The 25,724-nt window shown below is 71.8% G+C and carries 23 protein-coding genes; 11 read left to right on the top strand and 12 right to left on the bottom strand.

Features of this window, described 5'->3' with window-relative positions:
- Positions 1 to 30: 30 nt before the first annotated feature.
- On the bottom strand, positions 31 to 1,113 hold the full coding sequence (locus ACILQ5_RS04745) for an ABC transporter ATP-binding protein (protein WP_395656817.1): 1,083 nt from the start codon (positions 1,111 to 1,113) through the stop codon (positions 31 to 33).
- A 179-nt stretch (positions 1,114 to 1,292) separates the two neighbouring features.
- Here ACILQ5_RS04745 and ACILQ5_RS04740 point away from each other — a divergent pair, with 179 nt between their 5' ends.
- The 5 genes from ACILQ5_RS04740 to ACILQ5_RS04720 all read left to right on the top strand — a co-directional run bounded on the left by ACILQ5_RS04740 (position 1,293) and on the right by ACILQ5_RS04720 (position 6,611).
- Positions 1,293 to 2,570, top strand: coding sequence for an extracellular solute-binding protein (locus ACILQ5_RS04740; RefSeq protein ID WP_395656816.1), 1,278 nt, complete (start codon positions 1,293 to 1,295; stop codon positions 2,568 to 2,570).
- Positions 2,567 to 3,523, top strand: a complete 957-nt coding sequence (locus ACILQ5_RS04735) for a carbohydrate ABC transporter permease (protein WP_395656815.1) — start codon at positions 2,567 to 2,569, stop codon at positions 3,521 to 3,523. Before ACILQ5_RS04740 ends, ACILQ5_RS04735 begins: the two co-directional genes overlap by 4 nt.
- On the top strand, positions 3,523 to 4,395 hold the full coding sequence (locus ACILQ5_RS04730) for a carbohydrate ABC transporter permease (protein ID WP_395656953.1): 873 nt from the start codon (positions 3,523 to 3,525) through the stop codon (positions 4,393 to 4,395). The genes ACILQ5_RS04735 and ACILQ5_RS04730 overlap by 1 nt, the downstream gene beginning before the upstream one ends.
- Before the next feature lie 5 nt (positions 4,396 to 4,400).
- A complete protein-coding gene (locus ACILQ5_RS04725; protein ID WP_395656814.1) occupies positions 4,401 to 5,621 on the top strand; it encodes an ABC transporter ATP-binding protein in 1,221 nt (406 codons plus the stop codon).
- 72 nt (positions 5,622 to 5,693) lie between these two features.
- A complete protein-coding gene (locus ACILQ5_RS04720; RefSeq protein WP_395656952.1) occupies positions 5,694 to 6,611 on the top strand; it encodes an IS481 family transposase in 918 nt (305 codons plus the stop codon).
- 31 nt (positions 6,612 to 6,642) lie between these two features.
- Here the strand turns inward: ACILQ5_RS04720 and ACILQ5_RS04715 are convergent, their stop codons facing one another.
- Positions 6,643 to 8,301: a sulfatase-like hydrolase/transferase gene (locus ACILQ5_RS04715; RefSeq protein WP_395656813.1), complete on the bottom strand. Its 1,659-nt coding sequence runs from the start codon at positions 8,299 to 8,301 to the stop codon at positions 6,643 to 6,645.
- A 72-nt stretch (positions 8,302 to 8,373) separates the two neighbouring features.
- The gene (locus tag ACILQ5_RS04710) at positions 8,374 to 8,973 is read right to left on the bottom strand and encodes a DUF1707 domain-containing protein (RefSeq protein WP_395656812.1); all 600 of its coding nucleotides are present in this window, start codon (positions 8,971 to 8,973) and stop codon (positions 8,374 to 8,376) included.
- Positions 8,974 to 9,010: 37 nt separating this feature from the next.
- On the opposite strand from ACILQ5_RS04710, the gene ACILQ5_RS04705 reads away from it, so the two are divergent.
- Positions 9,011 to 10,708: a fumarate hydratase gene (locus ACILQ5_RS04705; protein ID WP_395656811.1), complete on the top strand. Its 1,698-nt coding sequence runs from the start codon at positions 9,011 to 9,013 to the stop codon at positions 10,706 to 10,708.
- Between the two features lie 305 nt (positions 10,709 to 11,013).
- On the opposite strand, the gene ACILQ5_RS04700 is transcribed toward ACILQ5_RS04705, so the two are convergent.
- Positions 11,014 to 11,979: a DUF559 domain-containing protein gene (locus tag ACILQ5_RS04700; protein ID WP_395656810.1), complete on the bottom strand. Its 966-nt coding sequence runs from the start codon at positions 11,977 to 11,979 to the stop codon at positions 11,014 to 11,016.
- 179 nt (positions 11,980 to 12,158) lie between these two features.
- On the bottom strand, positions 12,159 to 12,368 hold the full coding sequence (locus tag ACILQ5_RS04695; protein WP_395656809.1) for a hypothetical protein: 210 nt from the start codon (positions 12,366 to 12,368) through the stop codon (positions 12,159 to 12,161).
- A 67-nt stretch (positions 12,369 to 12,435) separates the two neighbouring features.
- On the opposite strand from ACILQ5_RS04695, the gene ACILQ5_RS04690 reads away from it, so the two are divergent.
- A complete protein-coding gene (locus ACILQ5_RS04690; RefSeq protein WP_395656808.1) occupies positions 12,436 to 13,119 on the top strand; it encodes a spermidine synthase in 684 nt (227 codons plus the stop codon).
- Entirely contained in the window at positions 13,116 to 14,498 is a 1,383-nt protein-coding gene (locus ACILQ5_RS04685) for a class II fumarate hydratase (RefSeq protein WP_395656807.1), read from the top strand. The genes ACILQ5_RS04690 and ACILQ5_RS04685 overlap by 4 nt, the downstream gene beginning before the upstream one ends.
- 119 nt (positions 14,499 to 14,617) lie before the next feature.
- Here the strand turns inward: ACILQ5_RS04685 and ACILQ5_RS04680 are convergent, their stop codons facing one another.
- From ACILQ5_RS04680 to ACILQ5_RS04665, 4 genes are all read right to left on the bottom strand, one after another.
- Positions 14,618 to 15,274, bottom strand: coding sequence for a transglycosylase SLT domain-containing protein (locus ACILQ5_RS04680; protein ID WP_395656806.1), 657 nt, complete (start codon positions 15,272 to 15,274; stop codon positions 14,618 to 14,620).
- Between the two features lie 249 nt (positions 15,275 to 15,523).
- Positions 15,524 to 17,248, bottom strand: a complete 1,725-nt coding sequence (locus ACILQ5_RS04675) for an Ig-like domain-containing protein (RefSeq protein ID WP_395656805.1) — start codon at positions 17,246 to 17,248, stop codon at positions 15,524 to 15,526.
- Between the two features lie 154 nt (positions 17,249 to 17,402).
- The gene (locus ACILQ5_RS04670) at positions 17,403 to 18,644 is read right to left on the bottom strand and encodes a PhoH family protein (RefSeq protein ID WP_395656951.1); all 1,242 of its coding nucleotides are present in this window, start codon (positions 18,642 to 18,644) and stop codon (positions 17,403 to 17,405) included.
- Positions 18,645 to 19,045: 401 nt separating this feature from the next.
- Positions 19,046 to 19,819 (bottom strand): isoprenyl transferase, encoded by a 774-nt coding sequence (locus ACILQ5_RS04665; RefSeq protein ID WP_395656950.1) that lies wholly within the window; start codon positions 19,817 to 19,819, stop codon positions 19,046 to 19,048.
- A gap of 95 nt (positions 19,820 to 19,914) precedes the next feature.
- On the opposite strand from ACILQ5_RS04665, the gene ACILQ5_RS04660 reads away from it, so the two are divergent.
- On the top strand, positions 19,915 to 20,664 hold the full coding sequence (locus ACILQ5_RS04660; protein ID WP_395656804.1) for a hemolysin III family protein: 750 nt from the start codon (positions 19,915 to 19,917) through the stop codon (positions 20,662 to 20,664).
- On the opposite strand, the gene ACILQ5_RS04655 is transcribed toward ACILQ5_RS04660, so the two are convergent.
- The 3 genes from ACILQ5_RS04655 to ACILQ5_RS04645 all read right to left on the bottom strand — a co-directional run bounded on the left by ACILQ5_RS04655 (position 20,649) and on the right by ACILQ5_RS04645 (position 24,151).
- Entirely contained in the window at positions 20,649 to 22,649 is a 2,001-nt protein-coding gene (locus ACILQ5_RS04655; protein ID WP_395656803.1) for a thioredoxin domain-containing protein, read from the bottom strand. The two genes, ACILQ5_RS04660 and ACILQ5_RS04655, sit on opposite strands and share 16 nt — an antisense overlap.
- 135 nt (positions 22,650 to 22,784) lie before the next feature.
- Positions 22,785 to 23,228: a hypothetical protein gene (locus ACILQ5_RS04650; RefSeq protein ID WP_395656802.1), complete on the bottom strand. Its 444-nt coding sequence runs from the start codon at positions 23,226 to 23,228 to the stop codon at positions 22,785 to 22,787.
- Between the two features lie 227 nt (positions 23,229 to 23,455).
- A complete protein-coding gene (locus tag ACILQ5_RS04645) occupies positions 23,456 to 24,151 on the bottom strand; it encodes a hypothetical protein (RefSeq protein ID WP_395656801.1) in 696 nt (231 codons plus the stop codon).
- Positions 24,152 to 24,341: 190 nt separating this feature from the next.
- On the opposite strand from ACILQ5_RS04645, the gene ACILQ5_RS04640 reads away from it, so the two are divergent.
- Positions 24,342 to 24,962, top strand: a complete 621-nt coding sequence (locus tag ACILQ5_RS04640; RefSeq protein WP_395656800.1) for a TMEM175 family protein — start codon at positions 24,342 to 24,344, stop codon at positions 24,960 to 24,962.
- A 105-nt stretch (positions 24,963 to 25,067) separates the two neighbouring features.
- Positions 25,068 to 25,721 (top strand): DUF2306 domain-containing protein, encoded by a 654-nt coding sequence (locus ACILQ5_RS04635; RefSeq protein ID WP_395656799.1) that lies wholly within the window; start codon positions 25,068 to 25,070, stop codon positions 25,719 to 25,721.
- Positions 25,722 to 25,724: the final 3 nt, after the last annotated feature.

Genomic DNA, 25,724 nt, shown 5'->3' with positions numbered 1-25,724 from the left:
TCGAGCCCGGCGGGCTCGACCGGCGACCGGTCACTCGCTGAGGCGGTCCCCGGTGTCGGTGTCGAACACGTGCACGTTGGTCGGGTCGGTCGTGACGTACATCGTCTCGCCCTTCTGGACGTGGTCGCGCCCGCTGACCCGGATGATGATGTTGCTCGGCGTGCCCTCGACGTCGCACGTGCCGTAGACGAAGGCATCGGCACCGAGGTCCTCGACGACCGTGACCTGGACGGGGAGCCCGTCCTCGCTGTTGCCGACCACGCGCCAGGCCTCCGGACGGACGCCCACGGTGATGTTGCCGGTCATCTTCTGGGCCGCCGCCGGGTCGACCGGCACCAGGTAGTTGCCGATCTTGGCCTGGCCGTTCTCGGCCTTCGCCTCGATCAGGTTCATCTGCGGCGAACCGATGAAGCCGGCCACGAACAGGTTGACCGGCCGGTCGTAGAGCGCGAGCGGGGAGTCGACCTGCTGGAGGTAGCCGTCCTTCATCACCGCGACCCGGTCACCCATCGTCATCGCCTCGACCTGGTCGTGGGTCACGTAGACCGTGGTGACGCCGAGGTCGGACTGGAGCTTGGCGATGTCGGTGCGGGTCTGCACGCGCATCTTGGCGTCGAGGTTCGACAGCGGCTCGTCCATGCAGAAGACCTGCGGCTGCCGGACGATCGCGCGGCCCATCGCGACGCGCTGCCGCTGACCGCCCGAGAGCGCCTTCGGCTTCCGCTCGAGGTAGTCGGTCAGGCCGAGGATCCGGGCCGCCTCCTGGACGCGCTTGTTGCGCTCCTCGGTCGGGACCTTGGCCATCTTGAGCGAGAACGCCATGTTGTCCGCGACCGACATGTGCGGGTAGAGCGCGTAGTTCTGGAACACCATCGCGATGTCCCGGTCCTTGGGAGGCAGCCGGGTGATCTCGCGGTCGCCGATGAAGATCTTGCCCTTGTTGACCTCCTCCAGCCCCGCGAGCATCCGCAGGGTGGTGGACTTGCCGCACCCGGAGGGTCCGACCAGGACCATGAACTCCGCGTCCTCGATCTCGAGCGAGATGCCCGGGACCGCCGGCTTGTCGGCGCCGGGGTACCAGCGCTGCGCCTCTTCGAACCTGACTGTGGCCATGCTTCAACAACTCCTTCACCGGCAGGTACGTGCCGGACGATCCGTCGTAAAGGTGAGTGCGGTCACACTACCCCGGGCCGGAGGCGGTGGCTGGCCGATGCCGGTGGTCTGGACGACCGAGGTTTCGGCCCCTCCCAGGCGGGCACTTGTGACCTGGAACACAACGGAGGGGAGCCCCCATGTCTCGGGCCCGGCGGTCGATCGCCGCAACCGCAGCAGCGCTGTGCGCGACGGGCCTGCTGGCCGCGTGCTCCGCGAGCGCACAGGACGGCAAGACCCAGCTCGTCTGGTACATCAACCCCGACTCCGGCGGCCAGGCCAAGGTGGCCGCCAACTGCAGCACCGACGACTACACGATCACCACGCAGGTGCTCCCGCAGGACGCCAACGAGCAGCGGATCCAGCTGGCGCGACGGCTGGCCGCCCACGACTCCGGCATCGACATCATGAGCATCGACCCGCCGTTCACCGCGGAGTTCGCCAACGCCGACTTCCTCGCCCCGCTGCCCCAGGACCTCCAGGACAAGCTGAAGGAGCAGTCCTTCCAGGGCGCGACCGACGCGGCGACCTGGGACGGCCAGATGGTCGTGGCGCCGTTCTGGTCCAACACGCAGGTGCTCTGGTACCGCAAGTCCTTCGTCGAGAAGGCCGGGATCGACATGAGCCAGCCGGTGACCTGGGACCAGGTCATCGACGCGGCGGCCAAGAACGGCGGCAAGGTCGCGGTGCAGGCCAACAAGTACGAGGGCTACGTCGTCTGGATCAACGCCCTGATCTCCGGCGCCGGCGGCGAGATCGCCACCGACACGGAGAAGGGCCTCGACATGAAGCTCGAGATCGACTCCGAGGCCGGCGACGACGCAGCCAAGGTCATCGAGAAGCTCGCCCACTCGGCGGCTGCTCCCGCCGACCTGTCGGTCGCCCAGGAGGGCCAGGCGGGCACCACCTTCGGCGGGGCCCAGGGCGCGTTCATGGTCAACTGGACCTACATCTGGAACAACTACGAGGGCAACGACCCCGGGTTCAACAAGGACATCGGCTACACCCGCTACCCCCAGACCGTCGCCGGCGAGGACTCCCGGCCGCCGTACGGCGGCATCGGGCTCGGCGTCAGCTCCTACTCCACGCACGTCGACGAGGCGATGGCGGCCGTCGAGTGCATCACCAGCCCGGAGAACCAGGAGGTCAACGCCGAGATCACCGGCAACATGCCGGCCAGCGAGGCGGGCTACGCGGCCAACGGCGACGCGCTGCAGAAGATCTACCCCGAGGACCTGCTCCAGCTCTTCCAGGAGAGCCTCGACAACGCGGCGCCCCGCACGGTCACGCCGTACTGGAGCGACATCTCCGGCGGGATCCAGTCGACCTGGCACCCGGCCTCGGGCGTCAGCTCCTCGACACCCGCGACGTCGCAGACCTTCATCGACAACGTCCTCCACGGAAGGAGCCTGTTGTGAGCACCGCAACCGCGACGGCCGCAGCCGCGCCCCCCGCCGGCAAGAAGCGGCCGGTCGCCAGCGACCGCTCACGAGCGGAGAACCGCCTCGGGCTGAAGCTCGTGGCGCCGGCCGTGGTCGTCATGCTGCTGGTCACCGCGTGGCCGATGATCCAGGCGATCTACCTCTCGCTGTTCCGCTACCGGCTGACCACACCGGACGACAAGTCGTTCGTCGGGCTGGGCAACTACGCGACGGTGCTGACCGACTCGCTCTTCTGGCAGGACACGCTGAACACGGTGATCATCATGGTGGTGACCGTGGCGGTCGAGCTGGTCATCGGGTTCGCGTTCGCGATGGTCATGCACCGCATCGTCTTCGCCCGCGGTGCGATCAGGACCTCGATCCTCATCCCCTACGGCATCATCACCGTGGTGTCGGCGTACGCCTGGCAGTTCGCGTTCAGCCTCAACAACGGCTTCGTGAACGCCTGGTTCAGCTGGCTGCCCTGGATCAGCCCGGACACCAACTGGTTCGGGAGCCACTGGCCGGCGATGTTCGCGATCATGGTCTCCGAGATCTGGAAGACCACGCCGTTCATGGCGCTGCTCCTGCTGGCCGGTCTCTCGCAGGTGTCCGAGGACATGATCGAGGCCGCCGAGGTGGACGGCGCCACCTGGTGGCAGCGGCTCTGGAAGGTGATCCTCCCGAACATGCGGGCGGCGATCATGGTCGCCGTGCTGTTCCGGGCGCTCGACGCGTTCCGCATCTTCGACAACATCTTCGTGATGACCCGGGGCGCCCAGGACACCGAGTCCTCGTCGTTCCTGACCTACCGGCAGGTGATCGCGCAGTTCCAGCTGGGGCTGGGCTCGGCGCTCTCGGTGCTGCTCTTCCTCACCGTGCTGCTGCTGGCCTGGCTGATCGTGAAGCTGTTCCGCGTCGACCTGGCCCAGGCGAGGGGTGAGGCGTGATGGCTGCGTCCAAGACCCGCAACCAGGTCGGGACCTGGATCGGCTTCGTCGTGATCCTGGTCTGGTGCCTCCTGCCGGTGGCCTGGATCATCTCGCTGTCCTTCAAGGGCCCCGGCGAGACCGCGGCCGGAAGCGCCCAGTTCCTGCCCAAGACCTGGACCCTGCAGAACTTCCGCGACATCCTCGGCTTCGGCACCGTGACGCCGGGCCAGGAGAACACCCACCAGGACTTCCTCGACGCCCTGCGCAACTCGTTCGGGGTCGCGTTGATCGCGACCTTCCTCGCGGTGATCTTCGCGACGCTGGCGGCCTACGCCATCGCTCGCCTCGAGTTCAAGGGCAAGCGCTTCGTGCTCTCGCTCGCCCTGGCGATCGCGATGTTCCCGGTGGTCGCGCTGGTCGGGCCGCTGTTCGACCTGTGGCGGACGCTCGGCCTGTTCAACACCTGGCCGGGCCTGATCATCCCCTACATGTCCTTCACGCTGCCGCTGGCGATCTGGACCCTCTCCGCCTTCTTCCGAGAGATCCCGTGGGAGATGGAGCAGGCCGCCCAGGTGGACGGCGCCACCTCGTGGCAGGCGTTCCGCAAGGTGATCGTGCCGCTGGCCGCGCCGGGCGTGTTCACCGCCGCGATCCTGACGTTCTTCTTCGCCTGGAACGAGTTCGTGCTCGCGATCTCGTTGACCTCGACGACGAAGTCGAGGACCGTCCCGGCCCAGCTGTCCTACTTCGTCGGACCCGACCCGTTCAACCCGCCGTACGGCCTCCTGGCCGCCTCCTCCGTGGTGGTCACGGTGCCGATCATCATCATCGTCCTGCTCTTCCAGCGAAAGATCGTCGCCGGCCTCACCTCCGGCGCCGTGAAGGGGTGACCTGAGTGTCTGCCATCGACATGAAGAACATCGTCAAGATGTACGGCGACGGCTTCCCCGCCGTGAACGACGTCAGCATCGACGTCCAGGACGGCGAGTTCATGATCCTCGTCGGTCCGTCCGGCTGCGGGAAGTCCACGCTGCTGCGGATGATCGTGGGGCTGGAGGACATCACCTCCGGCGACATGATGATCGGCGACAAGCGGGTCAACGACCTCGCCCCGCGCGACCGCAACCTGGCGATGGTCTTCCAGAACTACGCGCTCTACCCGCACCTGACGGTCTACGAGAACATCGCGTTCCCGCTGCGCCTGGCCAAGGAGAAGGACGACGAGGTCGACCGCAAGGTCCGCGACGCCGCCAAGACGCTCGAGCTCGAGGAGCACCTCGAGCGCAAGCCCGGCAACCTCTCGGGCGGCCAGCGTCAGCGGGTCGCCATGGGCCGCGCGATCGTCCGCGAGGCCGACGCGTTCCTCTTCGACGAGCCGCTGTCGAACCTCGACGCCAAGCTGCGCGGCCAGATGCGCACCGAGATCGCCCGGCTGCAGAAGCGGCTCGGCATCACCACCGTCTACGTCACCCACGACCAGACCGAGGCGATGACGCTCGGCGACCGGGTCGCCGTGCTCAAGCGCGGGCTGCTGCAGCAGCTGGCCACCCCGCGGGAGCTCTACGAGAACCCCGGCAACCTGTTCGTGGCCGGATTCATCGGGTCGCCGCCGATGAACTTCCTGCCCGTGACCATCGAGGGCACCTCGGCGAAGCTGCCCTTCGGCAGCGTCGAGCTGCCGCCCGAGAAGGCCGCGAAGGCCGAGGGCAAGGGCCTGCTGATGGCCGGCATCCGCCCCGAGCACTTCGAGGACGCCTCGGTGAAGAACGACCACGCTCCGGGCTCGACCTTCCGGGCGACGGTCGACGTCGTCGAGTGGCTCGGCAACGAGACCTACGCCTACATCCCGTTCGAGGCCCCGCCGGAGGTCGAGGAGCAGCTGCGCCAGCTCGAGCGCGACCTCGACGGCGAGTCCCTCCACACCCAGCTGGTGGTGTCCCTCGACGGCTCCAGCCGGATCCGGGAGGGCGAGGAGGCCGAGATCTGGGTCGACGGCTCGAAGATGCACCTGTTCGACCCCGCCACCGGGGAGAACCTCACCGTCGACCGGGAGCACGCCGGCCGGATCCCCACCCGCGCCGAGCAGACCGAGATGCCCGAGGCGGCCCCCGCCTAGGTCTAGAACTGACGGACGTCGTTGACAGTTCGGGTCTCTTATCCCTAGGAGACCCTCGTGACAGAACGAGAACTGGAGCGGCGGGCAAAGCACAAGCTCGCGGTGCTCAATCACGTCGAGGAAGTCAGCGGCAGCGTCTCGGCCACCTGCCGCTACTACGGCATCAGTCGAACCTGCTACTACAAGTGGCTCAAGCGATACGAGGACGAGGGGTTCGAGGGCCTGAAGGATCGCTCGTGCGCACCGCACAACTCGCCCAGGGCGACCCAAGCCGAGGTGGTGGAGAAGATCCTGTGGCTGCGCCAGCGCTACCACTTCGGGCCACAGAAGATCGCGATGTACCTGGAGCGGTACCACCAGATCAAGATCAGCCCCTCAGGTGTGTGGAGGATCCTGCACAAGGCCGGTGTGAACCGGCTGCCGGCCTCACAGCGCTACAAGCGACGCGAGACCCGCTGGAAGCGCTACGAGAAGCAGCGACCCGGCCACCAGCTGCAGGTCGACGTGAAGTTCATCGAGCCGCTCGGCCAGAAGGGACGCAAGAAGCGGTACTACCAGTACACCGCCATCGACGACTGCACCCGGCTCCGCGTCCTTCGCGCCTACCCACGCAATGACCAGAAGACCGCGATCGCATTCATCGACCACGTCTTGTCGAAGCTGCCGTTCGCCGTCGACCAGGTCCAGACCGACAACGGCCAGGAGTTCGGCTCAACGTTTCACTGGCACCTGATCGACAAGGGCATCGGACACATCAAGATTAAGCCCCGGACACCACGCCTCAACGGCAAGGTGGAGAGGTCCCACCGCATCGACTCCGAGGAGTTCTACCGACTCCTCGAGGGCGAGGTCATCGACGACGCCCGTCTCTTCGAAACCCGACTCCAGGAGTGGGAGGACTACTACAACTACGATCGCCCACACGGCGCACTCGGCGGCCAAACACCATACGAACGCCTACGACAGAAAGCCGCAGACCCGCTGTCATGAGGGTTCGTCAGTCACACACCTAGGCCTCACATCAGCGGGTCAGCTCCCGGCAGGTGCTGGGCGCGCAGTCCACCCACGCCAGCAGCCGGCGCCGGAGGTCGCGCACCCACGGGTCGTCGCGGTGGGTGGCGTAGACGTTGCGCCGCTCCCACGAGAGGCGCCGGTAGTCGTAGAGCTCCCAGGCGTACCGCGTGCCGCGCCACGACTGGTCCATGTCCAGCCGGACCAGCAGGCCGCGGGTGCTGCGCACGGCGACGTACGACGGAATGGCGTCCAGCCGGCCGCCCGTCCCGGCATCGGCGTCGGGCTCACCGGGGACGACCGGCCCGTGGGTGTGCTCGACGAACGCGTAGGACGCTCGGCTCGCGCCGGGGTCACGCAGCGACGGGACCAGGCTGGTGCCCGCGCGCGCTCCGCTGGCCGGCGCGCCGGCCAGCGCCTCGATGGTCGGCGCCAGGTCCAGGTTGGTCGTGACGACGGGGCGCGGACCGGGGACCACGCCGGGACCGGTGACGAGGAGCGGCACGTGCACGTCGGAGTCGTACGGCGTCCCCTTCCCGCCCGCGAGCCCGTGCTGGCCGAGGTGGAAGCCGTTGTCGGAGGTGAGGACGAGGTAGGTGTCCGGACCGACGGCGCTGCGCAGGCGGGCGACCATGCGGTCGATCGACTGGACCATCCGCGCCCGGTCGCGCAGCAGCCGCTCGGCCCTCGCCCGGCCCATCGGGTGGCTCGAACGTCGCCAGGAGGCCGCGGGACGGCTGGCGCTGCCCGGCGTCACGTAGGTCGGCGCGTTGTCCCTCGGCGAGTCCCCGAACCCCGGGAGGTCGCGCACCGTGAGCGACCGGCAGCGGCGCGGCCCGCAGCTCCCGTTCGGCTGTCCGGGACGCGGCCGGTCCCGCAGCGCTGCCGGGTAGTGGGAGTCCCCGGGCCAGGCCGGGCCGCCGACGCGGGCGTGCGGCCCGTACGGCGCGACGTAGAGGAAGTAGGGGCGGTCCCCGGCCTCGTAGTCGTGCACGAGGCGCAGCGTGCGGCGCGCGATCACGTTCGTCGCGTACCCGCGGTCCTTGCGCTCCCGGCTGGCCGCGGCCGGGGGACGCGGCACGTGGTGGAGGACCAGGCGGTCGCCCTCGCGGGTGGTCCGGTCGAAGTCCCACTCGCGGTAGCCCCCGCTCACGACCGCCTCGAAGTCGTCCCAGCCGGGGACCAGCGGGAGCCGGCCGCCCACCGGCTCGTACTCGTTCATGAACTTGCCGACGAAGCCGGTGCGGTAGCCGCTGCGGTGCAGCGCGACGTTGACGGTGTGCGCCTGGTCGCCGTGCCGGCGGAACGCCCGGTAGCCGCCCTGCGGCCTCCCGGGCCCGGCCGCGGTGTTGGTGCGGACCCCGTTGAGGTGGGGCGGGAGGCCGGTCAGGGTCGCGGCCCGCGACGGGCAGCACAGGGAGTCGACGACGAAGGCGTTGACGAACTCGGCGCCGTCGCGGCGCATCTGCTGTCCCGCGCGCATCGTCGAGAGCAGCTCGAGGGAGAAGTCGTCCATGATCACCAGCACCACGTTCGGCCGGTCCGGCGCCGGCGCCGAGCGCTCGGGCGGGATGGAGGTGGCCGGAGGGGTGGCGAGCTGGAGGCCCAGCACCAGGGACAGGACGAGGGCCGCCATCAAGCCCGAGCCGAGGAGTAGCCGAGAGGTCACCACCGAATACTGCACTAATTTGATTGACTTTGTGCACTCGGCTCGCCGTGCGGGACGACCGGCCGCCGCGGGTCAGCGGGGGCGCTTGCGCTGGACCGAGACACCTCCCCAGATCGCGACGCCCCGCACGCGGACCGTCGGCGAGTCCACGTCCAGGGCAGCCGGCACCCGAGTGCCGGGGCCGGAGTAGCCGCCCATGATCCCGGTCCCCTCGACCACCACGTTCACGTGCGGCGGCACGGTGATCTGGGCACCGCCCATGAAGCAGTTGACGGTGATCGTCACCTCGGGTGCGGCGAAGCTCGCGCCCCGCAGGTCGAGCTCGGCGCCGCCCATCATCGTGAACACCGACATCCGCTGGGGGACGGTCCAGGCACCCCGGCGGTCCAGGCTCCCGAAGATCGCCACGTGCCGCTCGGGCGGCGCCAGGGCCGCCGCCGCGTCGGGCGCGCGCTGCGGGCGCTGCGCCGCCGTACCGGCCGGCAGGTCGTCGGTGATCGGCACCAGGTCGGCGAAGGTCCGCGCGGCGTACGTCGCCTCCAGCCGCTGGTCGAGCTCGGCGAGGTCCAGCCGGCCCTCGCCGGCCGCGTCGCGGAGGATCTCGGCGACCCGGTGCCGGTCGGCGTCCGAGATGCGCATCCGGGTCGGGTCGGGCTCCAGCGGTCCCTCCATGCCGGCCAGCGTAGTCGGCGGACTACCCTGAGGATTCGTGAGCACAGCCCCCACGAACCCCGCCGAGTTCCGGTACTCCGACCTCCTCCCGACCGGCGCGGACGACACGCCGTACCGGCTGGTGACCACCGAGGGCGTCTCGACCTTCGAGGCGGACGGGCGGACCTTCCTCCGGGTCGAGCCCGAGGCGATCCAGCGGCTGACCGCGGAGGCCATGCACGACATCGCGCACTACCTGCGCCCCGCGCACCTCGCCCAGCTCCGCAAAATCATCGACGACCCGGAGGCCTCCGGGAACGACCGCTTCGTGGCGCTCGACCTGCTGAAGAACGTCAACATCTCCGCGGGCGGCGTGCTGCCGATGTGCCAGGACACCGGCACCGCGATCGTGATGGGCAAGAAGTCCGAGGGCGTGCTCACCGGCGCCGACGACGGTGAGGCGATCTCGCGCGGCGTGTACGACGCCTACACGAAGCTCAACCTGCGCTACTCCCAGCTGGCTCCGCTGACGACGTACGACGAGAAGAACACCGGGACCAACCTGCCGGCGCAGATCGAGATCTACTCGACGCCGTCGCACGGGGCGCCCGAGTACAAGTTCCTGTTCATGGCCAAGGGCGGCGGCTCGGCGAACAAGTCGTTCCTCTTCCAGGAGACCAAGGCGGTCCTCAACCCGCAGCGGCTGCTGCAGTTCCTCGACGAGAAGATCCGCTCGCTCGGCACGGCTGCCTGCCCGCCGTACCACCTCGCGGTGGTGATCGGCGGCACGTCGGCGGAGTTCGCGCTCAAGACCGCGAAGTACGCCTCGGCGCACTACCTCGACAACCTGCCGACGTCGGGGTCGATGGACGCCCACGGCTTCCGCGACCTCGAGCTGGAGCAGCAGGTCTTCGAGCTGACGCAGTCCTTCGGCATCGGTGCGCAGTTCGGCGGGAAGTACTTCTGCCACGACGTCCGGGTGGTGCGGCTCCCCCGGCACGGCGCCTCCTGCCCGGTGGCGATCGCGGTGTCGTGCTCGGCGGACCGGCAGGCGCTGGGCAAGATCACCGCCGAGGGCGTCTTCCTCGAGCAGCTCGAGACCGACCCGGCGCACTACATGCCCGACGCCGGCGTGGCCGAGGACATCGCGGGCGGCGAGGTGGTCGAGGTCGACCTGAACCGGCCGATGTCGGAGATCCTCGCCCAGCTCTCGCAGTACCCGGTCAAGACCCGGCTCTCGCTCACGGGACCGCTGGTGGTGGCGCGCGACATCGCGCACGCCAAGATCAAGGAGCGGCTCGACGCGGGCGAGGAGATGCCGGCGTACCTCCGCGACCACCCGGTCTACTACGCCGGCCCCGCGAAGACGCCGGCCGGCATGGCCTCGGGCTCGTTCGGGCCGACGACCGCCGGTCGGATGGACTCCTACGTCGCAGACTTCCAGGCCGCCGGCGGCTCCATGGTGATGCTGGCCAAGGGCAACCGCTCGAAGGTCGTCACCGAGGCCTGCCACGCCCACGGCGGCTTCTACCTCGGCTCGATCGGCGGACCCGCCGCCCGGCTCGCCCAGGACTGCATCAAGAGCCAGGAGGTGCTGGAGTACCCCGAGCTCGGCATGGAGGCGGTCTGGAAGATCGAGGTCGAGGACTTCCCGGCGTTCATCGTCGTCGACGACAAGGGCAACGACTTCTTCACCGACCCCTCGGGCACCGTGACCGTCCCCGTCTCCGGCATCCGGGTGCGCTCGGCCGAGTAGCCCCTCGCTTCCCACCCGGCCGCCGGGACGTCATACGAACCGGCTCCCCCGACGACCACCTCGCATGACGTCCCACCCGCCTCCTCGGGAACGTCGTACGAACCGGCTGCGCGAGCGACCACCCCGCATGACGTCCCACCCGGCCCCCGGGACGTCATACGAACCGGCTCCCCCGACGACCACCCCGCATGACGTCCCACCCGCGCGCCCCGGGGACGTCGTACGAACCGGCTCCGCCGACGACCACCCCGTATGACGTCCGGACAGCCGCCCGCGACCCAGCCCGGACGCCGGGATCGCGTCGGTCAGGCAGCGGGGAAGCGCAACGGGTTCCAGCCGGCGGAACGGAGCGCCTCGGCGATCTGGTCGAAGAACGCGTCGGGCTGGGCGCGCAGACCCAGGACGGGGAGCCGCAGCACCAGGTCTCCGTCGATCGCGAGCCGGTTGTGCCGCAGCGCGTCGCCGACCAGGTTGACCGCCCAGGCGTGCTGGATGCCGTCGACCTCGACCACGACCTTCCAGCGCCGCCAGCGGAAGTCGAGGTAGTAGGTGCCGCTCGACGTACGGCGGCACACCTGCTTGTCCGGCTCGGGCAGACCACGCTGCCGACACCCGCGCACCACGTCGAGCTCGTTCAGCGACCGGATGCCGCCCATCAGCTCGAGGACGACCTCGTGGAGCAGGAGGCGTCGCTTGTCGCGGCGGACCCGGAGGAGCTCCCCGGCCAGGTCCTCCGTGGTCACGACCCCCTGCTGCACGGCCATGGTGAGGAGCAGCGTGGCCTGCCGGTCCGAGCGGGCCCAGAGGGCGGCGCGGACCGCCGCGACGGCCGGGCGGGTCCGCGGGACGCCGCCGGGCACGACGTCGTCCGGCGCCCACCTCCGCGTCTGCCGGATGTCGACCGCAGTCCCCCGGTGCCGGACCCGAGCACCCCGCGGCACCGACACCCGGATCAGCTCGGGCGTGTAGTGCTCGAGACCGGCGAGCACGAGGGCCGAGTCCCCGTCGACCAGCGCCCGCGGCCCACCCTCCAGCACCGCGGCCCAGTGCCGCGCGCCGTGGGGCAGCGGGCCGGTGTGCAGGACGAGGCAGTGCCGCCCCAGCGACCGCCAGCGCCGCGCCCGCACCTGTGCCCGCACCTCACCACGGGCGTAGCCCAGCCGGTAGAGCTGCGTGCGCGACACGACCGACCCCTGGGCATCCGCGAGCGCGCGGAGCCCGCGGTCGCGTCGGTCGCGTCGGTACGCCTGGATCTCGACGTGATCGTTCATCCCGGGAGCGTGCCCCGGCACCGGTGGGCGGGTCCACGGACGGCCGCAGCGCTGGGGAGGACCTGGTCACGACCGGCGGGTGTGGACGGCTCCCGGCGCGGGTCTCACCGAGACGTCATGCGGGCCGGCTGCCGGAGCAACCGGCTCGTATGACGTCCGGAGGCGCCGGGCGGCAGCGGTCAGCCGGTCGTCTCGACATCGTCCTTCCGACGCTGCCGGTCCTGGTCCTCGTCGAACGTGGCGGCGTCCGGGCCGGTGGGGCCCTCGTCCGCACGGCCGCTCTCGCCGTCGGGCGCTCCCGCGACCGAGTCGCCGGGCGCCTGCTGCTCCGGGTCACCCATCCCGCTGACCTCGGAGACCTGGCCTTCGTCCTGCGTGTTGTCGGTCATGGTGGACCAGTACCCCGATCTGCCCGGTCGACCCACCGACCAGCCGGGGCATCCGTAGGCTCGCCCCGTGGAGTACGTCGAGATCGCCAGGGCCGAGTCCGAGCGCGGCGAGCTGGTGCTGCGGGAGCGTCGCGAGGAGCACGCGCCGACCGCGGTCGAGCTCCGGGCGAACGGGGTGTTCGTGATGGACACCCTCGAGACCAGCACCGAGCAGGCGCTGGCGAGCGCCGCCCTCGCCCAGGTGGCCGACCCGCGGGCGGTCGTGGTGGGCGGCCTCGGCCTCGGCTTCACGATGCACGAGGTGCTGGCCGACCACCGCGTCGAGAAGTGCGCGGTCGTCGAGATCGAGCAGGCCCTCGTCGACTGGATGCGCGACGGTACCGTGCCGCACGGCCCGGCGCTGCTCGCCGACCAGCGGGTCACGGTGGTGGTCGCCGACATCGCGGTCGCGCTCGCCGAGGCACCGCGCGCGTCGTACGACCTGATCCTGCTCGACGTCGACAACGGCCCGGACCAGCTCGTCCACGACACGAACGCCGTCCTCTACGAGGAGCTGTTCCTCGAGACGGCCCGGCGGGTGCTGCGCCGCGGCGGCGCCCTGGCCGTCTGGTCGGCGTCCCAGACGCACGCGCTCGAGCAGACGATGAAGACCGTCTTCGGCAACGCCGAGGCGCTGCGGCGCGAGGTGCTGCTGCAGGACCGCGACGAGGAGTACTGGCTCTACGTCTCGCGGGTAACGTCCGACGCATGAGCGACTTCCGGATCGAGCACGACAGCATGGGCGAGGTCCGCGTGCCGGCGGACGCCTTGTGGCGCGCCCAGACCCAGCGCGCGGTCGAGAACTTCCCGATCAGCGGGACCCCGATCGAGCCCGCGCTCATCCACGCGATCGGCCGGGTCAAGGCCGCGGCCGCGACCGTCAACGGCGAGCTCGGCATCCTCGCGCCGGAGCAGGCCGCGGCGATCGTCGCGGCGGCGACCGAGGTCGTCGAGGGCGGCCACGACGCCGAGTTCCCCGTCGACGTCTTCCAGACCGGCTCCGGCACGAGCTCGAACATGAACGCCAACGAGGTGATCGCGACGCTCGCCGCACGGGCCGGCACCGACGTCCACCCCAACGACCACGTCAACGCCAGCCAGTCGAGCAACGACACCTTCCCGACCGCGATCCACGTGGCGGCGACGCTGGCGGTCACGGGCGACCTGCTGCCCGCGCTCGACGTGCTGGCGAGCAGCCTGGAGCGCAAGGCCGAGGAGTACGCCCACCTGGTGAAGTCGGGCCGCACCCACCTCATGGACGCCACGCCGGTGATGCTCGGCCAGGAGCTCGGGGGGTACGCCGCCACCGTGCGGTACGCCGCCGAGCGGCTCGAGTCGGTGCTCCCCCGGGTCCGCGAGCTGCCGCTGGGCGGCACGGCGGTCGGCACCGGCATCAACACCCCGCCGGGGTTCGCCGAGCGCGTGATCGCGGTGCTGGCCGAGACGACCGGCCAGCCCTTCACCGAGGCACGCAACCACTTCGAGGCGCAGGGCACCCGCGACTCGCTCGTCGAGCTGAGCGGGGCGCTCCGCACCTACGCGGTCGGCCTCACCAAGATCTGCAACGACCTGCGCTGGATGTCGTCCGGCCCGACCACCGGGCTCGCCGAGATCCACCTGCCCGACCTCCAGCCGGGCTCGAGCATCATGCCCGGCAAGGTGAACCCGGTGCTGCCGGAGGCGACGCTCATGGTCTGCTTCCAGGTCCTCGGCAACGACGCCACGGTCGCGGCCGCCGGGGCCAGCGGCGCCTTCGAGCTCAACGTCGCGATGCCTGTGATGGCTCGCAACGTGCTCGAGTCGGTGCGGCTGCTGGCGGCGTCCTCCCGGGTCCTCGCCGAGCGCTGCGTCGACGGCATCACCGCCGACGCCGCCCGGATGCGGCAGTACGCCGAGTCCTCGCCCTCGGTCGTCACCCCGCTCAACAAGCACCTCGGCTACGAGGCCGCGGCCACGGTCGCCAAGCAGGCGCTGGCCGACGGCGCGACGATCCGCGAGACCGTGCTGAAGCTCGGGTACGTCGAGCGCGGCGAGCTCACCGAGGAGCAGCTCGACGCGGCGCTCGACGTGGAGAGCATGACTCACCCCTGAGCGTGCTCGACGAGGCCTGTCGCGTCACCGGGTCTCGACCCGCCGGTCGCGACCTCGTTCCTCGGTCGCGCGGCTTGCTCGACCACCATCAGTGATCGGATCCGCTTCGCGGACTCCGATCAATACCAGCCGTAGGACTCCGAGTGGCCCCACGCGCCGCACGGGCTGCCGTAGCGGTCCCGGATGTAGCCCAGGCCCCACTCGATCTGGGTGGCGGGGTTCGTCGCCCAGTCGGCGCCGGCGGAGGCCATCTTGGAGCCCGGCAGGGACTGCGGGATGCCGTAGGCGCCGGACGAGGCGTTCTGGGCCGAGGGGTTCCAGCCGCTCTCGCGCATCCACAGCGAGTCCAGGCAGCCGAACTGGTCGGAGGAGAACCCGAACTGGGGCATCAGCGCGCGGGCGATGTCGCGCGGGTCGCCCTCGGACAGCTCCACCCGGTCGGTGACGGCCGGACCGCCGGCCACCGACAGCGCCGCCTTCTTGGCCGGGTCGGTCGCGTCCCGACGGTCGGAGGACCGCGACACGACGGGCGCGCGGTCGGCCTCGGGCACCGACCCGCCCTGGATCGGCGCGCTGACCTGGGAGCCGAGGTCCTCGGCGGCCGCGGACACGCCGGCAGGAGAGCTGAGGACGCCACCGGACACGGCGGCGCCGGTCGCGGCGACGGCCACCGAGGAGAGCAGCACGGTGTTCTTCAGTGCCTTCTTCGGTGCCTCGACGAGCGGGCGCTCAGGGGCGTGCCGGTGCTTCGGAACGTACTTGGTGCGTTTCGACAAGGGCTCGGTATCGGGTAGACGACGGGGGGATCTGCGTCGACCTCAACCACCCGAGTGGCGAAAGGTCACGAAATGATCACGGGCCACCCTGCCTGACCAGACCGGTGGTTGCAAACCGAACGGCCGACTTCCGTGGCCGACGTGAAGGAGATCTCGTCCCATCGGCCACAGGAGCACCAGGAGCACCAGAGGCCTCCGTGGCCTCCCCAGGTCCGGACGCCCCGACGCGAGCGACCGGCCGGGGGCGGGTCAGTGGGTGACGGTGACGGTCCGCGCGACCCGGGCCGAGCGGTTGCCGGCCACGTCGACGGCGTACGCCGAGAACGTCCACCTCCGCTTGCCGGTCTCGACCGGCACCGTGACCTGGTAGGCCCGGCCGCTGGGGCGGGTCAGGGTGCGCTCCTCGTCGCCGGGCAGCACGACCACGACCTTCTTGACCCCGCTGTCGCGGTCGGTCGCCTGCACCGCGATCCGCAGCCGGGTGCCGGCCGGGACGCTGGCCCCGGCCTTCGGGGACGCGATCGAGACCGCCGGGGCGACGGTGTCGGGGACCTTCTTGACCCACAGCTTGAAGACGCCGTCGGGCGAGGTGTTGACGGCGGCGCCGTCCACCCCGGAGAGCCGGATCACCAGGTCGGTGCCGGCGACCGCGTGGAACTGCACCTGGCTGGTGCCGTCGGCGAGCACCGAGTCGTCGTTCGTCGCCACGTCGGGGACGAACTGGTCGACGGTCGCGACGTGGTGGCCGACCCCGAGGACGGTGTTGAACGGGCTGGTCGCGGTGTCGACCGACCAGGTGCCGGTGCTCGGGACGGTCCAGCGGTACCACACGCTCTCACCGCTGTCGGCCCCCACGTCGACGGCCGCCGGCGCCTCGCCCGGCTCCGAGGAGGCCTGCTCGTTCTGGGAGGTGACCGGCACGTTCGGCCCGACCAGGGTCGGCGCGTCCGCGTAGTCGTCGTTGGCCGGGACGGCCGAGGACGCCGCCTGGAGTCGGACGGTGCCCAGCTGGGAGAGCGGCAGGATCGGGACCCCGTCGGGGTTGCACGCCTCGACGCGGACCCACAGCCGGGCGCCGTTCGCGACCGTGGCGTGCGCCTCGCCCGTGCCGGCGCCGCCGCCGAACTCCGCGCGGTCCACGACCTGGAGGTCGCCCAGGGCAGTGCCGGGCGCGCCGGTCGCCAGGGTCACGACGCCGTGGAAGCCCGGCTGGTCGGCGCGCACGAACATGGTGCCCGCCGGCGGGTCCTGGTGGAGCCACATGCTCTGGCCGCCGTAGCAGGACTGGTCGCCGTCGTAGGTGACCGGCTCGTCGGCCTCGTGGCCGGCCGAGGTGGTGCGGACGTCGGCGACCGAGAGGGCGGGCAGGAGCGCCGACGATGCGAAGGCGTCCGCTGCGGCCCGCTGGTAGAAGGAGCTCGTCAGGGCGACGGTGCCGGTGTTGCCCGGGTCGCTGTCGCCGTGGCTGAAGTCGGTGTTGCAGCCGGCGACCGCGAGCAGGTACGGCCGGCCGTCGCCGACCATGTCGAAGTCGAGCACCGAGCTCGAGTTGCCCGGCTGCCCGGCCCGCACCGACGCGGCGGGGAACACCGGGTCGACCCGGTCGATCGTGGCGTAGTCGGGCGACGCCGACTGGGCCTTGAACACCGTCAGCACCGCGTCGAACCCGCTGCTGGGCTGGAGCTGGAGCCGCACCCGGCCGGCGGCGACCGCCGTGGGCAGCCGCAGCTCGTACCAGGCCGACGCCGCGCCGTAGCACGGGCTGGCGTCGTCCGGACTGCCGTCACCGGTCCCGAGGTAGAACGACGGGTCGTCCGGGGACCGGGTCGCGCCGACGTTGGTCAGGGTGACCGACGAGGGGCCGCTCAGCGGCAGGTGGACGACGGTCGCCGTGCTCGGGTCGTCGTCGGCGACCACGGCCGACGCCGTGCCGGTCCCCGCGGTGAGCAGCCCGGAGGCCACCAGTGCGAGCACGACGGCCGCGTTCCGGACGGGACGTCGGCGGGGGCGGGGTGCTGGCGGCATCGGTGCTCCTCACGGTCGGGCCACCGCGACCTTAGGACCGTGCCGCCCGTCGGGGCGATGGCCCGACCGGACCGGTCCGGACCGGTGCCGCCAGCACCTCGGACTACAGCGTGACGTTCTCCAGCATCTCGGTGACCAGCGCCGCGATCGGCGAGCGCTCGGAGCGGGTCAGTGTGACGTGCGCGAACAGCGGGTGGCCCTTGAGCTTCTCGATCACCGCCACCACGCCGTCGTGCCGGCCCACCCGCAGGTTGTCGCGCTGGGCGACGTCGTGGGTGAGCACGACCTTGGAGTTGGCGCCGATGCGCGAGAGGACGGTCAGCAGGACGTTGCGCTCCAGCGACTGGGCCTCGTCGACGATCACGAAGGCGTCGTGCAGCGAGCGGCCCCGGATGTGGGTCAGCGGCATCACCTCGAGCATCCCGCGGTCGAGGATCTCGTCGATGACGTCCTTGGAGGTCATCGCGCCGAGGGTGTCGAAGACCGCCTGTCCCCAGGGCGACATCTTCTCCGACTCGGACCCGGGCAGGTAGCCCAGCTCCTGCCCGCCGACGGCGAAGAGCGGCCGGAAGACGACCACCTTCTGGTGCTGGCGGCGCTCGAGCACCGCCTCGAGCCCGGCGCACAGCGCCATCGCGGACTTGCCGGTGCCGGCGCGGCCGCCGAGCGACACGATCCCGACGTCGGGGTCGAGCAGCATCTCCAGCGCGATCCGCTGCTCGGCGGACCGGCCGTGGATGCCGAACGCCTCCCGGTCACCCCGCACGAGGTGGACCTGCTTGTCGGGGCCGACCCGGCCCAGCGCCGTACCGCGCTCGGAGAGCAGGACCAGGCCCGTGTGGCAGGGCAGGTCCCGCGCCGACTCGAGGTCGACGACCCCGTCGTCGTACAGCTCGTCGAGGTCGGCGGCGGCCACCTCGAGCTCGGCCATCCCGGAGTAGCCGGTGTCGGAGTCGCTGATGCCCTCGGCGCGGTACTCCTCGGCGTCCAGGCCGACCGCCGAGGCCTTGATCCGCAGCGGCAGGTCCTTGGAGACCAGGGTGACCGCGTGGCCCTCGTTGGCGAGGTTGCGGGCGACGGCGAGGATCCGGGTGTCGTTGTCGCCGAGCCGGAAGCCCGACGGCAGCGACTCGGGGTCGGTGTGGTTCAGCTCGACGCGCAGGGTGCCGCCGAACTCGCCGACCGGGACCGGCTCGTCGAGGCGTCCGTGGGTGACTCGCAGCTCGTCCAGCATCCGCAGCGCCGAGCGGGCGAAGTAGCCCAGCTCGGGGTGGTGCCGCTTGCCCTCCAGCTCGGTGATCACCACGACCGGGAGCACCACCTCGTGCTCCTCGAAGCGGCCCATCGCGCCGGGGTCGGCGAGCAGCACGCTGGTGTCGAGGACGTAGGTGCGCACGGTCGGCGCGGTTTTCGCGCGAGCCCGTGCCTTGGCGGCCGGCGTGGAGGCGGAGCCCTGGGTCTTCGGAGCCTGCTTCGGCACGGTGACACCCCTTCGCAGGCCGGCGCGTGCACTCGCCACCCCGGCCGTGTTCGAGCTACGGACCGGTACGAGCCCGAGAGCCGGAGTGCCGGCTCCCGGCCGCACGGCAGGGCGGCTGCTGCCACCGCTGTCGTGCTGTGCAGTCGTGATGTCTCACGAACGGGCCTCCCGATACGGCGGGCTTCCCCACCCGCCGATACCGGGAACGTACGCCGGGGGCCGGGTCGTTCCGGAGCGACACGCCAGAACGCGGGGTGAACCGTGCGTTACGCCCCGAAGCGGCGCTCGCGCTGGGCGTAGGCCCGGATGGCGCGCAGGAAGTCCACGCGGCGGAACTCCGGCCAGTACGCCTCGCAGAAGTAGAACTCCGACTTGGCGCTCTGCCACAGCAGGAACCCGCCGAGCCGCTGCTCCCCGGACGTGCGGATCACCAGGTCGGGGTCGGGCTGGCCCTTGGTGTAGAGGTGCTCGGCGATGTGCTCGACGTCGATGACCCCGGCCAGCTCCTCGAGCGAGCTGCCCTGGGCGGCCGCCTCCTGGAGCAGGGACCGGACCGCGTCGGCGATCTCGCGCCGGCCGCCGTACCCGACGGCGACGTTGACCAGCATCCCGTCGACGTCGCGGGTGGCCTCCTCGGCGGCCTTCAGCTTCTCGGCGGTCGCGGCCGGCAGCAGGTCGAGGGCGCCCACGGGGTGGATCCGCCACTTCTGCTGGTCGGCCAGCGACGCGACCGCCTCGCCGATGATCTCGAGGAGCGGGGCGAGCTCGCGCTCGGGACGGTTGAGGTTGTCGGTCGAGAGCAGCCAGAGGGTGACGACCTGGATCCCGACCTCGTCGCACCAGCCGAGGAGCGGCTCGATGTTGGCGGCGCCGGCCCGGTGCCCGTGGGCGGTGTCGCGGCCCACGGCCTTCGCCCAGCGGCGGTTGCCGTCGAGCATCACGCCGACGTGCTGGGGGATGGTGTCGGGCATCCGGCGCAGCATCCGCGCCTCGTACGCCGGGTAGAGGACCCGGCGGAGCCCGTGCTTCCAGTCCGCCACGATCGTGATCGTACCCACGCGACGTTGCTCACACCGTCACCCGACGTTCGCCGGGCGCGGGGTTGCGACGCCCATACCGTGGGTAGGGTCGAGTCATGAACCAGGCCATGGACGGAGCGACACGCGCGGGGCGGCAGCTCCACGACGCCGTCGCCGAGATCACGGCTGATCTCAAGGCGGACCTGCACGACATCAAGCCCAAGCTGCGCGGCTGGCTGCACCTCGGCACCGTGCCGCTCACGCTGGCCGCCGGGATCGTGCTCATCGCGCTCTCGCCGACGACCACGACGCGGATCGGCTCCGCGGTGTTCACCTTCTCGGCGCTGCTGCTCTTCACCGTGTCGGCGATCTACCACACCGGCACCTGGTCGCCGCGGCTCTGGGCCTTCTGGCGCCGGTGGGACCACGCCAACATCTTCGTGCTCATCGCCGGCTCCTACACCGCCTTCAGCCTGCTGCTGCTCCACGACACCCAGCGCGTGGTGCTGCTCGCCACCGTGTGGGGCGGGGCGCTGCTCGGCGTCGGGTTCCGGATCTTCTGGACCGACGCGCCGCGCTGGCTCTACGTGCCGATCTACCTCGCGCTCGGCTGGGCGGCCGTCTTCTTCATCCCCGGCTTCTTCGACGGGGCGATCAAGCTCGGCGTCGGCATCGGGGTCGCGACCTTCACGATGATCCTCGTCGGCGGGGCCCTCTACACCTTCGGCGGAGCGGTCTACGGCTTCAAGCGGCCCAATCCGTGGCCGCGCTGGTTCGGCTTCCACGAGGTGTTCCACACCTTCACGATCCTGGCCTTCACCGCCCACTTCGTCGGCGTGTCGATGGCCACCTACTCGCTGCGCTGACCCCCGCGGCCCGCCCCGCTGGGCTGGTCCTCGTCCTCCCCCGGGGAGAGCGCCCGCGCCAGCTCGTCCGCGGCGGTGACCGGTCGCTCGCACACCAGCCGCCGGCAGACGTACGCCGCCGGCCGGCCCGCCACCGGTTCGCGCCCGGACAGCAGCGGGATCTCGTCGCTCGGTCCGTGCGCGACCACGACGACGGCCCCGGGGCGCCGCCGGGCGACCGCGGTGAGCGCGTCGCGCGCCGCGCCGGGCTCCCCCACGACCGCGACCTCGACCGGGCCGTCGAGCATCGACTCCGCGGCCGCCAGCGACCAGCCGGCGAACCGCGGCGCCCGCTCGGCGAGCACCGCGACCGTCGACAGCGCCGCCTCCGCGGCCTCCCGGTGCCGGCCAGACCCGGTCAGGGCGGCGTACGTCGACAGCGCGTGCACCATCGACGACAGCCCGGACGGGGAGGCGTTGTCGGAGGGGTCGCGGGGCCGGGCCACCAGGGCCTCGGCGTCGTCGGCGGTGTCGTAGAAGCCCCCGTCGTCGGCGGCGAAGTGCGTCAGCGCGGCGTCCAGCAGCACCCCGACGCGCTCGAGCCAGACCGGGTCGCCGGTCACCTGGAGGAGGTCGAGGAACCCGGAGGCGACGCACCCGTGGTCCTCGAGCACGCCCGCCGGCGCACCGACGACGCCGTCGCGGGAGACCCGGCGGAGCCGGCCGTCGACCACGTGCACGTCCCAGAGGAGGTCGGCGGCGGCCTGCGCGGCGTCGACGTGGCCGGAGCGGCACAGGCCGCTGATCGCGAGCCCGTTCCAGGCGGCGACCACCTTGTCGTCGCGGGCCGGGCGCTCGCGCAGCGCCCGGGCGTCGAGGAGCCGGCGCCGGACGCTCTCCCACCGGGCCGGGTCGTCGGGTTCGACGCGCATCTGGAGCGTGGACGCGCCACGCTCGAAGGTCCCGGCCGTCGTGACCCCGAGCAGGTCCGCAGCCCACCGGCCGTCCTCGGCGCCGAGCACCTCGACCAGCTGGGCGGGCGTCCAGACGTAGAACGTCCCCTCCTCGCCCTCGGAGTCGGCGTCGAGGGCCGAGGCGAAGCCGCCCTCGGCCGTGCGCAGCTCGGCGAGCAGGAACTCGGCCACCCCGCGGGCGACCCGGTCGCCCTGCTCGGTGCCCCAGTCGGCGTACACGCGGAGCAGCAGGGCGTTGTCGTAGAGCATCTTCTCGAAGTGCGGCACGACCCAGTCGTCGTCGACGGAGTAGCGCGCGAAGCCGCCGGCGAGCTGGTCGTGGATGCCGCCGGCGGCCATCGCGCGCAGGGTCGACCCGGCCATGGCAAGCGCAGTGTCCGAGCCGTGCCGCAGCAGGAACTCCAGCACCATCGAGGGCGGGAACTTCGGCGCACCGCCGAAGCCGCCGCGCTCGCGGTCGAGCTCGCCCATCAGCGTCGCCACCGCACCGTCCAGCACCTCGCGCGTGACCGGTGCCGGCGCCGCGGTGAGGCCCCCCGAGGCGAGGTGCTCGCGTAGCTGGCCGGCCACCCGGCGTACCTCGTCACCCCGCGTCCGCCACGCGTCCGAGAGCGCCTCCAGCACCTGCCGGAACGACGGCTGGCCGTGCCGGGGGGCGTCGGGGAAGTAGGTGCCGGCGAAGAAGGGGCTGCCCTCGTGGTCGAGGACGACGGTCATCGGCCAGCCGCCGTGCCCGGTCATCGCGGTGGTCGCCTGCATGTAGACCGCGTCGACGTCGGGCCGCTCCTCGCGGTCGACCTTGATGCTGACGAAGTGCTCGTTGAGGTACGTCGCCGTCGCCTCGTCCTCGAACGACTCGTGCGCCATCACGTGGCACCAGTGGCAGGCGGCGTACCCGACGCTGAGCAGCACCGGCACGTCGCGCCGGCGGGCCTCTTCGAACGGCTCCGGCCCCCACTCCCACCAGTCGACCGGGTTGTCGGCGTGCTGGAGCAGGTAGGGAGAGGTCGCGCTCGTGAGCCGGTTGGCCACCACGGCCACCTTCCTGTCGTCGGGCCTGCTGACCGCGACGGCTGCGCCTGGTCTCCTCGCAGACCGGCCCCGGCCGCCGGTACGTGCACGGTATGCCACGCACCGGCGACCCCACGGCCCGCCGTCGGCGGCCGGTCAGCTGACCTCGAGCTGCACGATCACCTTGTCCAGCGTGTGCGACTCGACGTCGACGGTGCCGGGTGTGGTGATCGGGGTGAGCTCCAGGTCGGTCTCGCCCTGCTCGTACTCGAGCTCCTGCTCGGGGCTGGAGTGGACGTGGATCTCGCCGGGGGCGTCGGCGGTGACGTGCAGGGTGACCGGCTGGCCGACCTCCACCTCGACCCGCTCGCCGCTCGGGGTGACCGAGTCGCCCTCGACCGTGACGTCGATGACCTTCGGCTCGGCGGCCGCGCTCGAGCCGGCGGCGGGACCGGCGTCCGAGCCCGCGTCGCTGGAGCCGCAGCCGGCGGCTCCCGCCACGCAGGTCAGCACGACCGCGACGACCGCGACCGATCGGCGCGCCGCGGCACGGGTCGACCGCCGGGTGGAGCGGTCGTGGAGCGACAGGTGGATGGACATGGTGTTCTCCTTCGGTGGGGTGAGCGAATGGGGTGGGGGGCACGGACGACGTCGGACCACGACGGCCGGAGGTGCCACAGGAATGCCGGCCGGACCTCGGAGGTCGGGCCGACGGAGGGCGGGATGCCGGCGCCTGTCTCCGGAGGCGGGCAGGCGCGTCCGACCACCGGGGCGAGGCGAGGACAGCACGGGTCATCGGGCCGGGTGCAGCCGGCCGGGCGGGGTGGTCAGCGGGCCAGGAGAGGTGGCCCGCGACGGGAGTGCGGGCGAGCCTGCCAGCGGGAGGCGCCGCCGACCGGGTCGGCGACCGGCGCCTCGAACGGGACGGGCGTCGGGACGACGACGGCCCCGGCCAGCGTCCGGGCCGCACCCATGATGCGGCGGCCGGTGAGTGCGAGCAGCGCCCACAGGCAGCGCTCCCCGGAGGCCAGCCACAGACCGACGAGCGCGGCCGCCACCAGGTGGACGGCCATCATCGGCGCGTGCGCGGACAGGTCCGCGAGCAGGTGGCCGACCGGGAGGGTGGGTGCCGTCGCCGGTGAGGAGCCGGCTCCTCCCTGGTACAGGTCCTGGAGCGAGCCCACCCGGTGCCCGTCGACCACGGGCAGCCGCCCCGTCGGCGGAAGCGTCGCGGCGACGGGATGCCCCGGGGCGTCCCCCCGGTGCCCGGCGCTCACCGCGAGCACCAGGTGGATGACCGTCTGCCCGGCCACCAGCAGGGCCACCAGCCGGACGGAGGAGGCGGGCCGCGCGAGCACCGGCGCGCTCAGCGCCACCGACGCCAGGAGCAGCGCGGCGAGCAGGACGGGGCCCGGGAGCAGGCCGTCGGCCATCACGTGGCCGACGACACCGAGCCCGAACGCGCGGAGGCCGGCGCACGACGCGCGCGCCCACAGCACCACCGCGTCGATCCGGCCGTCCACGGCGGCGATCCTCTCACGCGCCGCGGCACGCTCGCCGAGCCCACCGGGGCTGTCCACGCACCGGGACCGGGCCGCTGCCCGAGGCCGCCGCGGCGCGGGTCGGGCGGATCTGCACCGACCCCGCCCGTCGGGACGCGACCGGCACTACCCTCACCGCCGTACGACCCGGACGGCGGGAAGGAGACCCGTGGTGGACGAGGACGACCGGCTGCTCGAGAAGCGCACCCCACCGCCGCCCACGGGACCCGGTGTCGGGCGGACCATCGCGTTGACCGACGCGGTGGTCGCGATCGCGATGACCCTCCTGGTCCTGCCGCTGGTCGAGGTGACCGGGGACGTCGACACGACCGACCTGACCGGCGCCGTCTCCGACCACGGCGACCTGCTGGTCTCCTTCGCCGTCAGCTTCGTGGTCATCTACGTGTTCTGGGCCGCGCACGGCACCGCCCTGCGCCGCCTCGAGGACGCCGACGACCTCGAGGTGCCCGGGTGGCGGGGACTCAACCTGCTGTGGCTGCTGGTCATCGCGTTCCTGCCGTTCCCCACCGCACTCGTCGGTCAGGACCTGAACACCACCACGGCGCCCATCTACATCGGGACCATGTTCGTGCTGTCGGTGCTGACCTCGGCCATCATCGTCGTCACCGACCGCGCGGTCGGCGGATCGGGCCGCGGCAGGTGGGCGTGGCTCACCACGGCGGTCTTCGGCGCCTGCGCCCTCCTCAGTGCGGTGAACGCGGACCTCGGCATGTTCGCGCTGCTCGTGCTCGCCGTGGTCCGGGTCGTCGAGACCCGGGCCGCCCGGGGCTGACCCCGAAGATCACCACCTCGCTCACCAGGTGATGTGACGCCCCGTCCCCACCCGCGCTCCTAGCGTGCTCGACACCGAGACGGCACGAGCACGAGGAGCAGCACCATGGGCGTCACCCACGACCGCAGACCGGGCCAGGCCCTGGTCCCGGTGCCGCTGCTCGCGCTGAGCCTGGTCCCCCTCACCGCCGGGACGCTCCGGCTGGTCCAGCTCGCCGGCGGTCCGGACGCGATGCCGGCCGACGACCGCTTCACCGGGCTGCCGGTGGCGCTGGTCGCGCACATCCTCGCCGCGACCGTGTACGCCGTGCTCGGCGCGTTCCAGTTCCTGCCCCGGTTCCGCCGCCACCACCTGGCCTGGCACCGGCGCGTGGGGCGGGTCCTGGCCGGCGCCGGTCTGGTCGTCGCCGGGTCCGCACTGTGGATGACCCTCGTCTACGCACCCCAGCCCGGCACCGGCGAGCTGCTGTTCGCACTGCGCCTGGTGGTCGCACCGGCCCTGGCCGCCTCGATCGTCCTCGGCGTCCGGGCCGCCCGCTCCGGGGACCTCGCCGCCCACCGCGCCTGGATGGTCCGGGCCTACGCCATCGGCCTGGCCGCCGGCACCCAGGCCTTCACCGAGGGGCTGGGCGAGGCCCTCTTCGGCACCGGCGAGCTCGTCGGTGACGTCGCCAAGGGCGCCGGCTGGGTGATCAACCTGCTCGTCGCGGAGTGGGTGATCCGTCGGCCGGTCGCCCGCAGGGTCGTCGTACCCGCCTGAGCT

It is taken from the genome of Nocardioides sp. (genome assembly GCF_044226305.1).
Lineage (GTDB): Bacteria > Actinomycetota > Actinomycetes > Propionibacteriales > Nocardioidaceae > Nocardioides.
The sequence above is the reverse complement of the archived record's forward strand: the minus strand, read 5'-3'. Positions and strand labels throughout refer to the sequence as shown.

What these genes read in the sequence shown, in the direction of transcription:
- ACILQ5_RS04745 (WP_395656817.1), bottom strand. Translation starts at nt 1,113, where the DNA reads ATGGCCACAGTCAGGTTCGAAGAGGCGCAGCGCTGGTACCCCGGCGCC.
- ACILQ5_RS04740 (WP_395656816.1), top strand. Translation starts at nt 1,293, where the DNA reads ATGTCTCGGGCCCGGCGGTCGATCGCCGCAACCGCAGCAGCGCTGTGC.
- ACILQ5_RS04730 (WP_395656953.1), top strand. Translation starts at nt 3,523, where the DNA reads ATGGCTGCGTCCAAGACCCGCAACCAGGTCGGGACCTGGATCGGCTTC.
- ACILQ5_RS04710 (WP_395656812.1), bottom strand. Translation starts at nt 8,973, where the DNA reads ATGGAGGGACCGCTGGAGCCCGACCCGACCCGGATGCGCATCTCGGAC.
- ACILQ5_RS04700 (WP_395656810.1), bottom strand. Translation starts at nt 11,979, where the DNA reads ATGAACGATCACGTCGAGATCCAGGCGTACCGACGCGACCGACGCGAC.
- ACILQ5_RS04695 (WP_395656809.1), bottom strand. Translation starts at nt 12,368, where the DNA reads ATGACCGACAACACGCAGGACGAAGGCCAGGTCTCCGAGGTCAGCGGG.
- ACILQ5_RS04685 (WP_395656807.1), top strand. Translation starts at nt 13,116, where the DNA reads ATGAGCGACTTCCGGATCGAGCACGACAGCATGGGCGAGGTCCGCGTG.
- ACILQ5_RS04670 (WP_395656951.1), bottom strand. Translation starts at nt 18,644, where the DNA reads ATGGGCCGCTTCGAGGAGCACGAGGTGGTGCTCCCGGTCGTGGTGATC.
- ACILQ5_RS04660 (WP_395656804.1), top strand. Translation starts at nt 19,915, where the DNA reads ATGAACCAGGCCATGGACGGAGCGACACGCGCGGGGCGGCAGCTCCAC.
- ACILQ5_RS04650 (WP_395656802.1), bottom strand. Translation starts at nt 23,228, where the DNA reads ATGTCCATCCACCTGTCGCTCCACGACCGCTCCACCCGGCGGTCGACC.
- ACILQ5_RS04635 (WP_395656799.1), top strand. Translation starts at nt 25,068, where the DNA reads ATGGGCGTCACCCACGACCGCAGACCGGGCCAGGCCCTGGTCCCGGTG.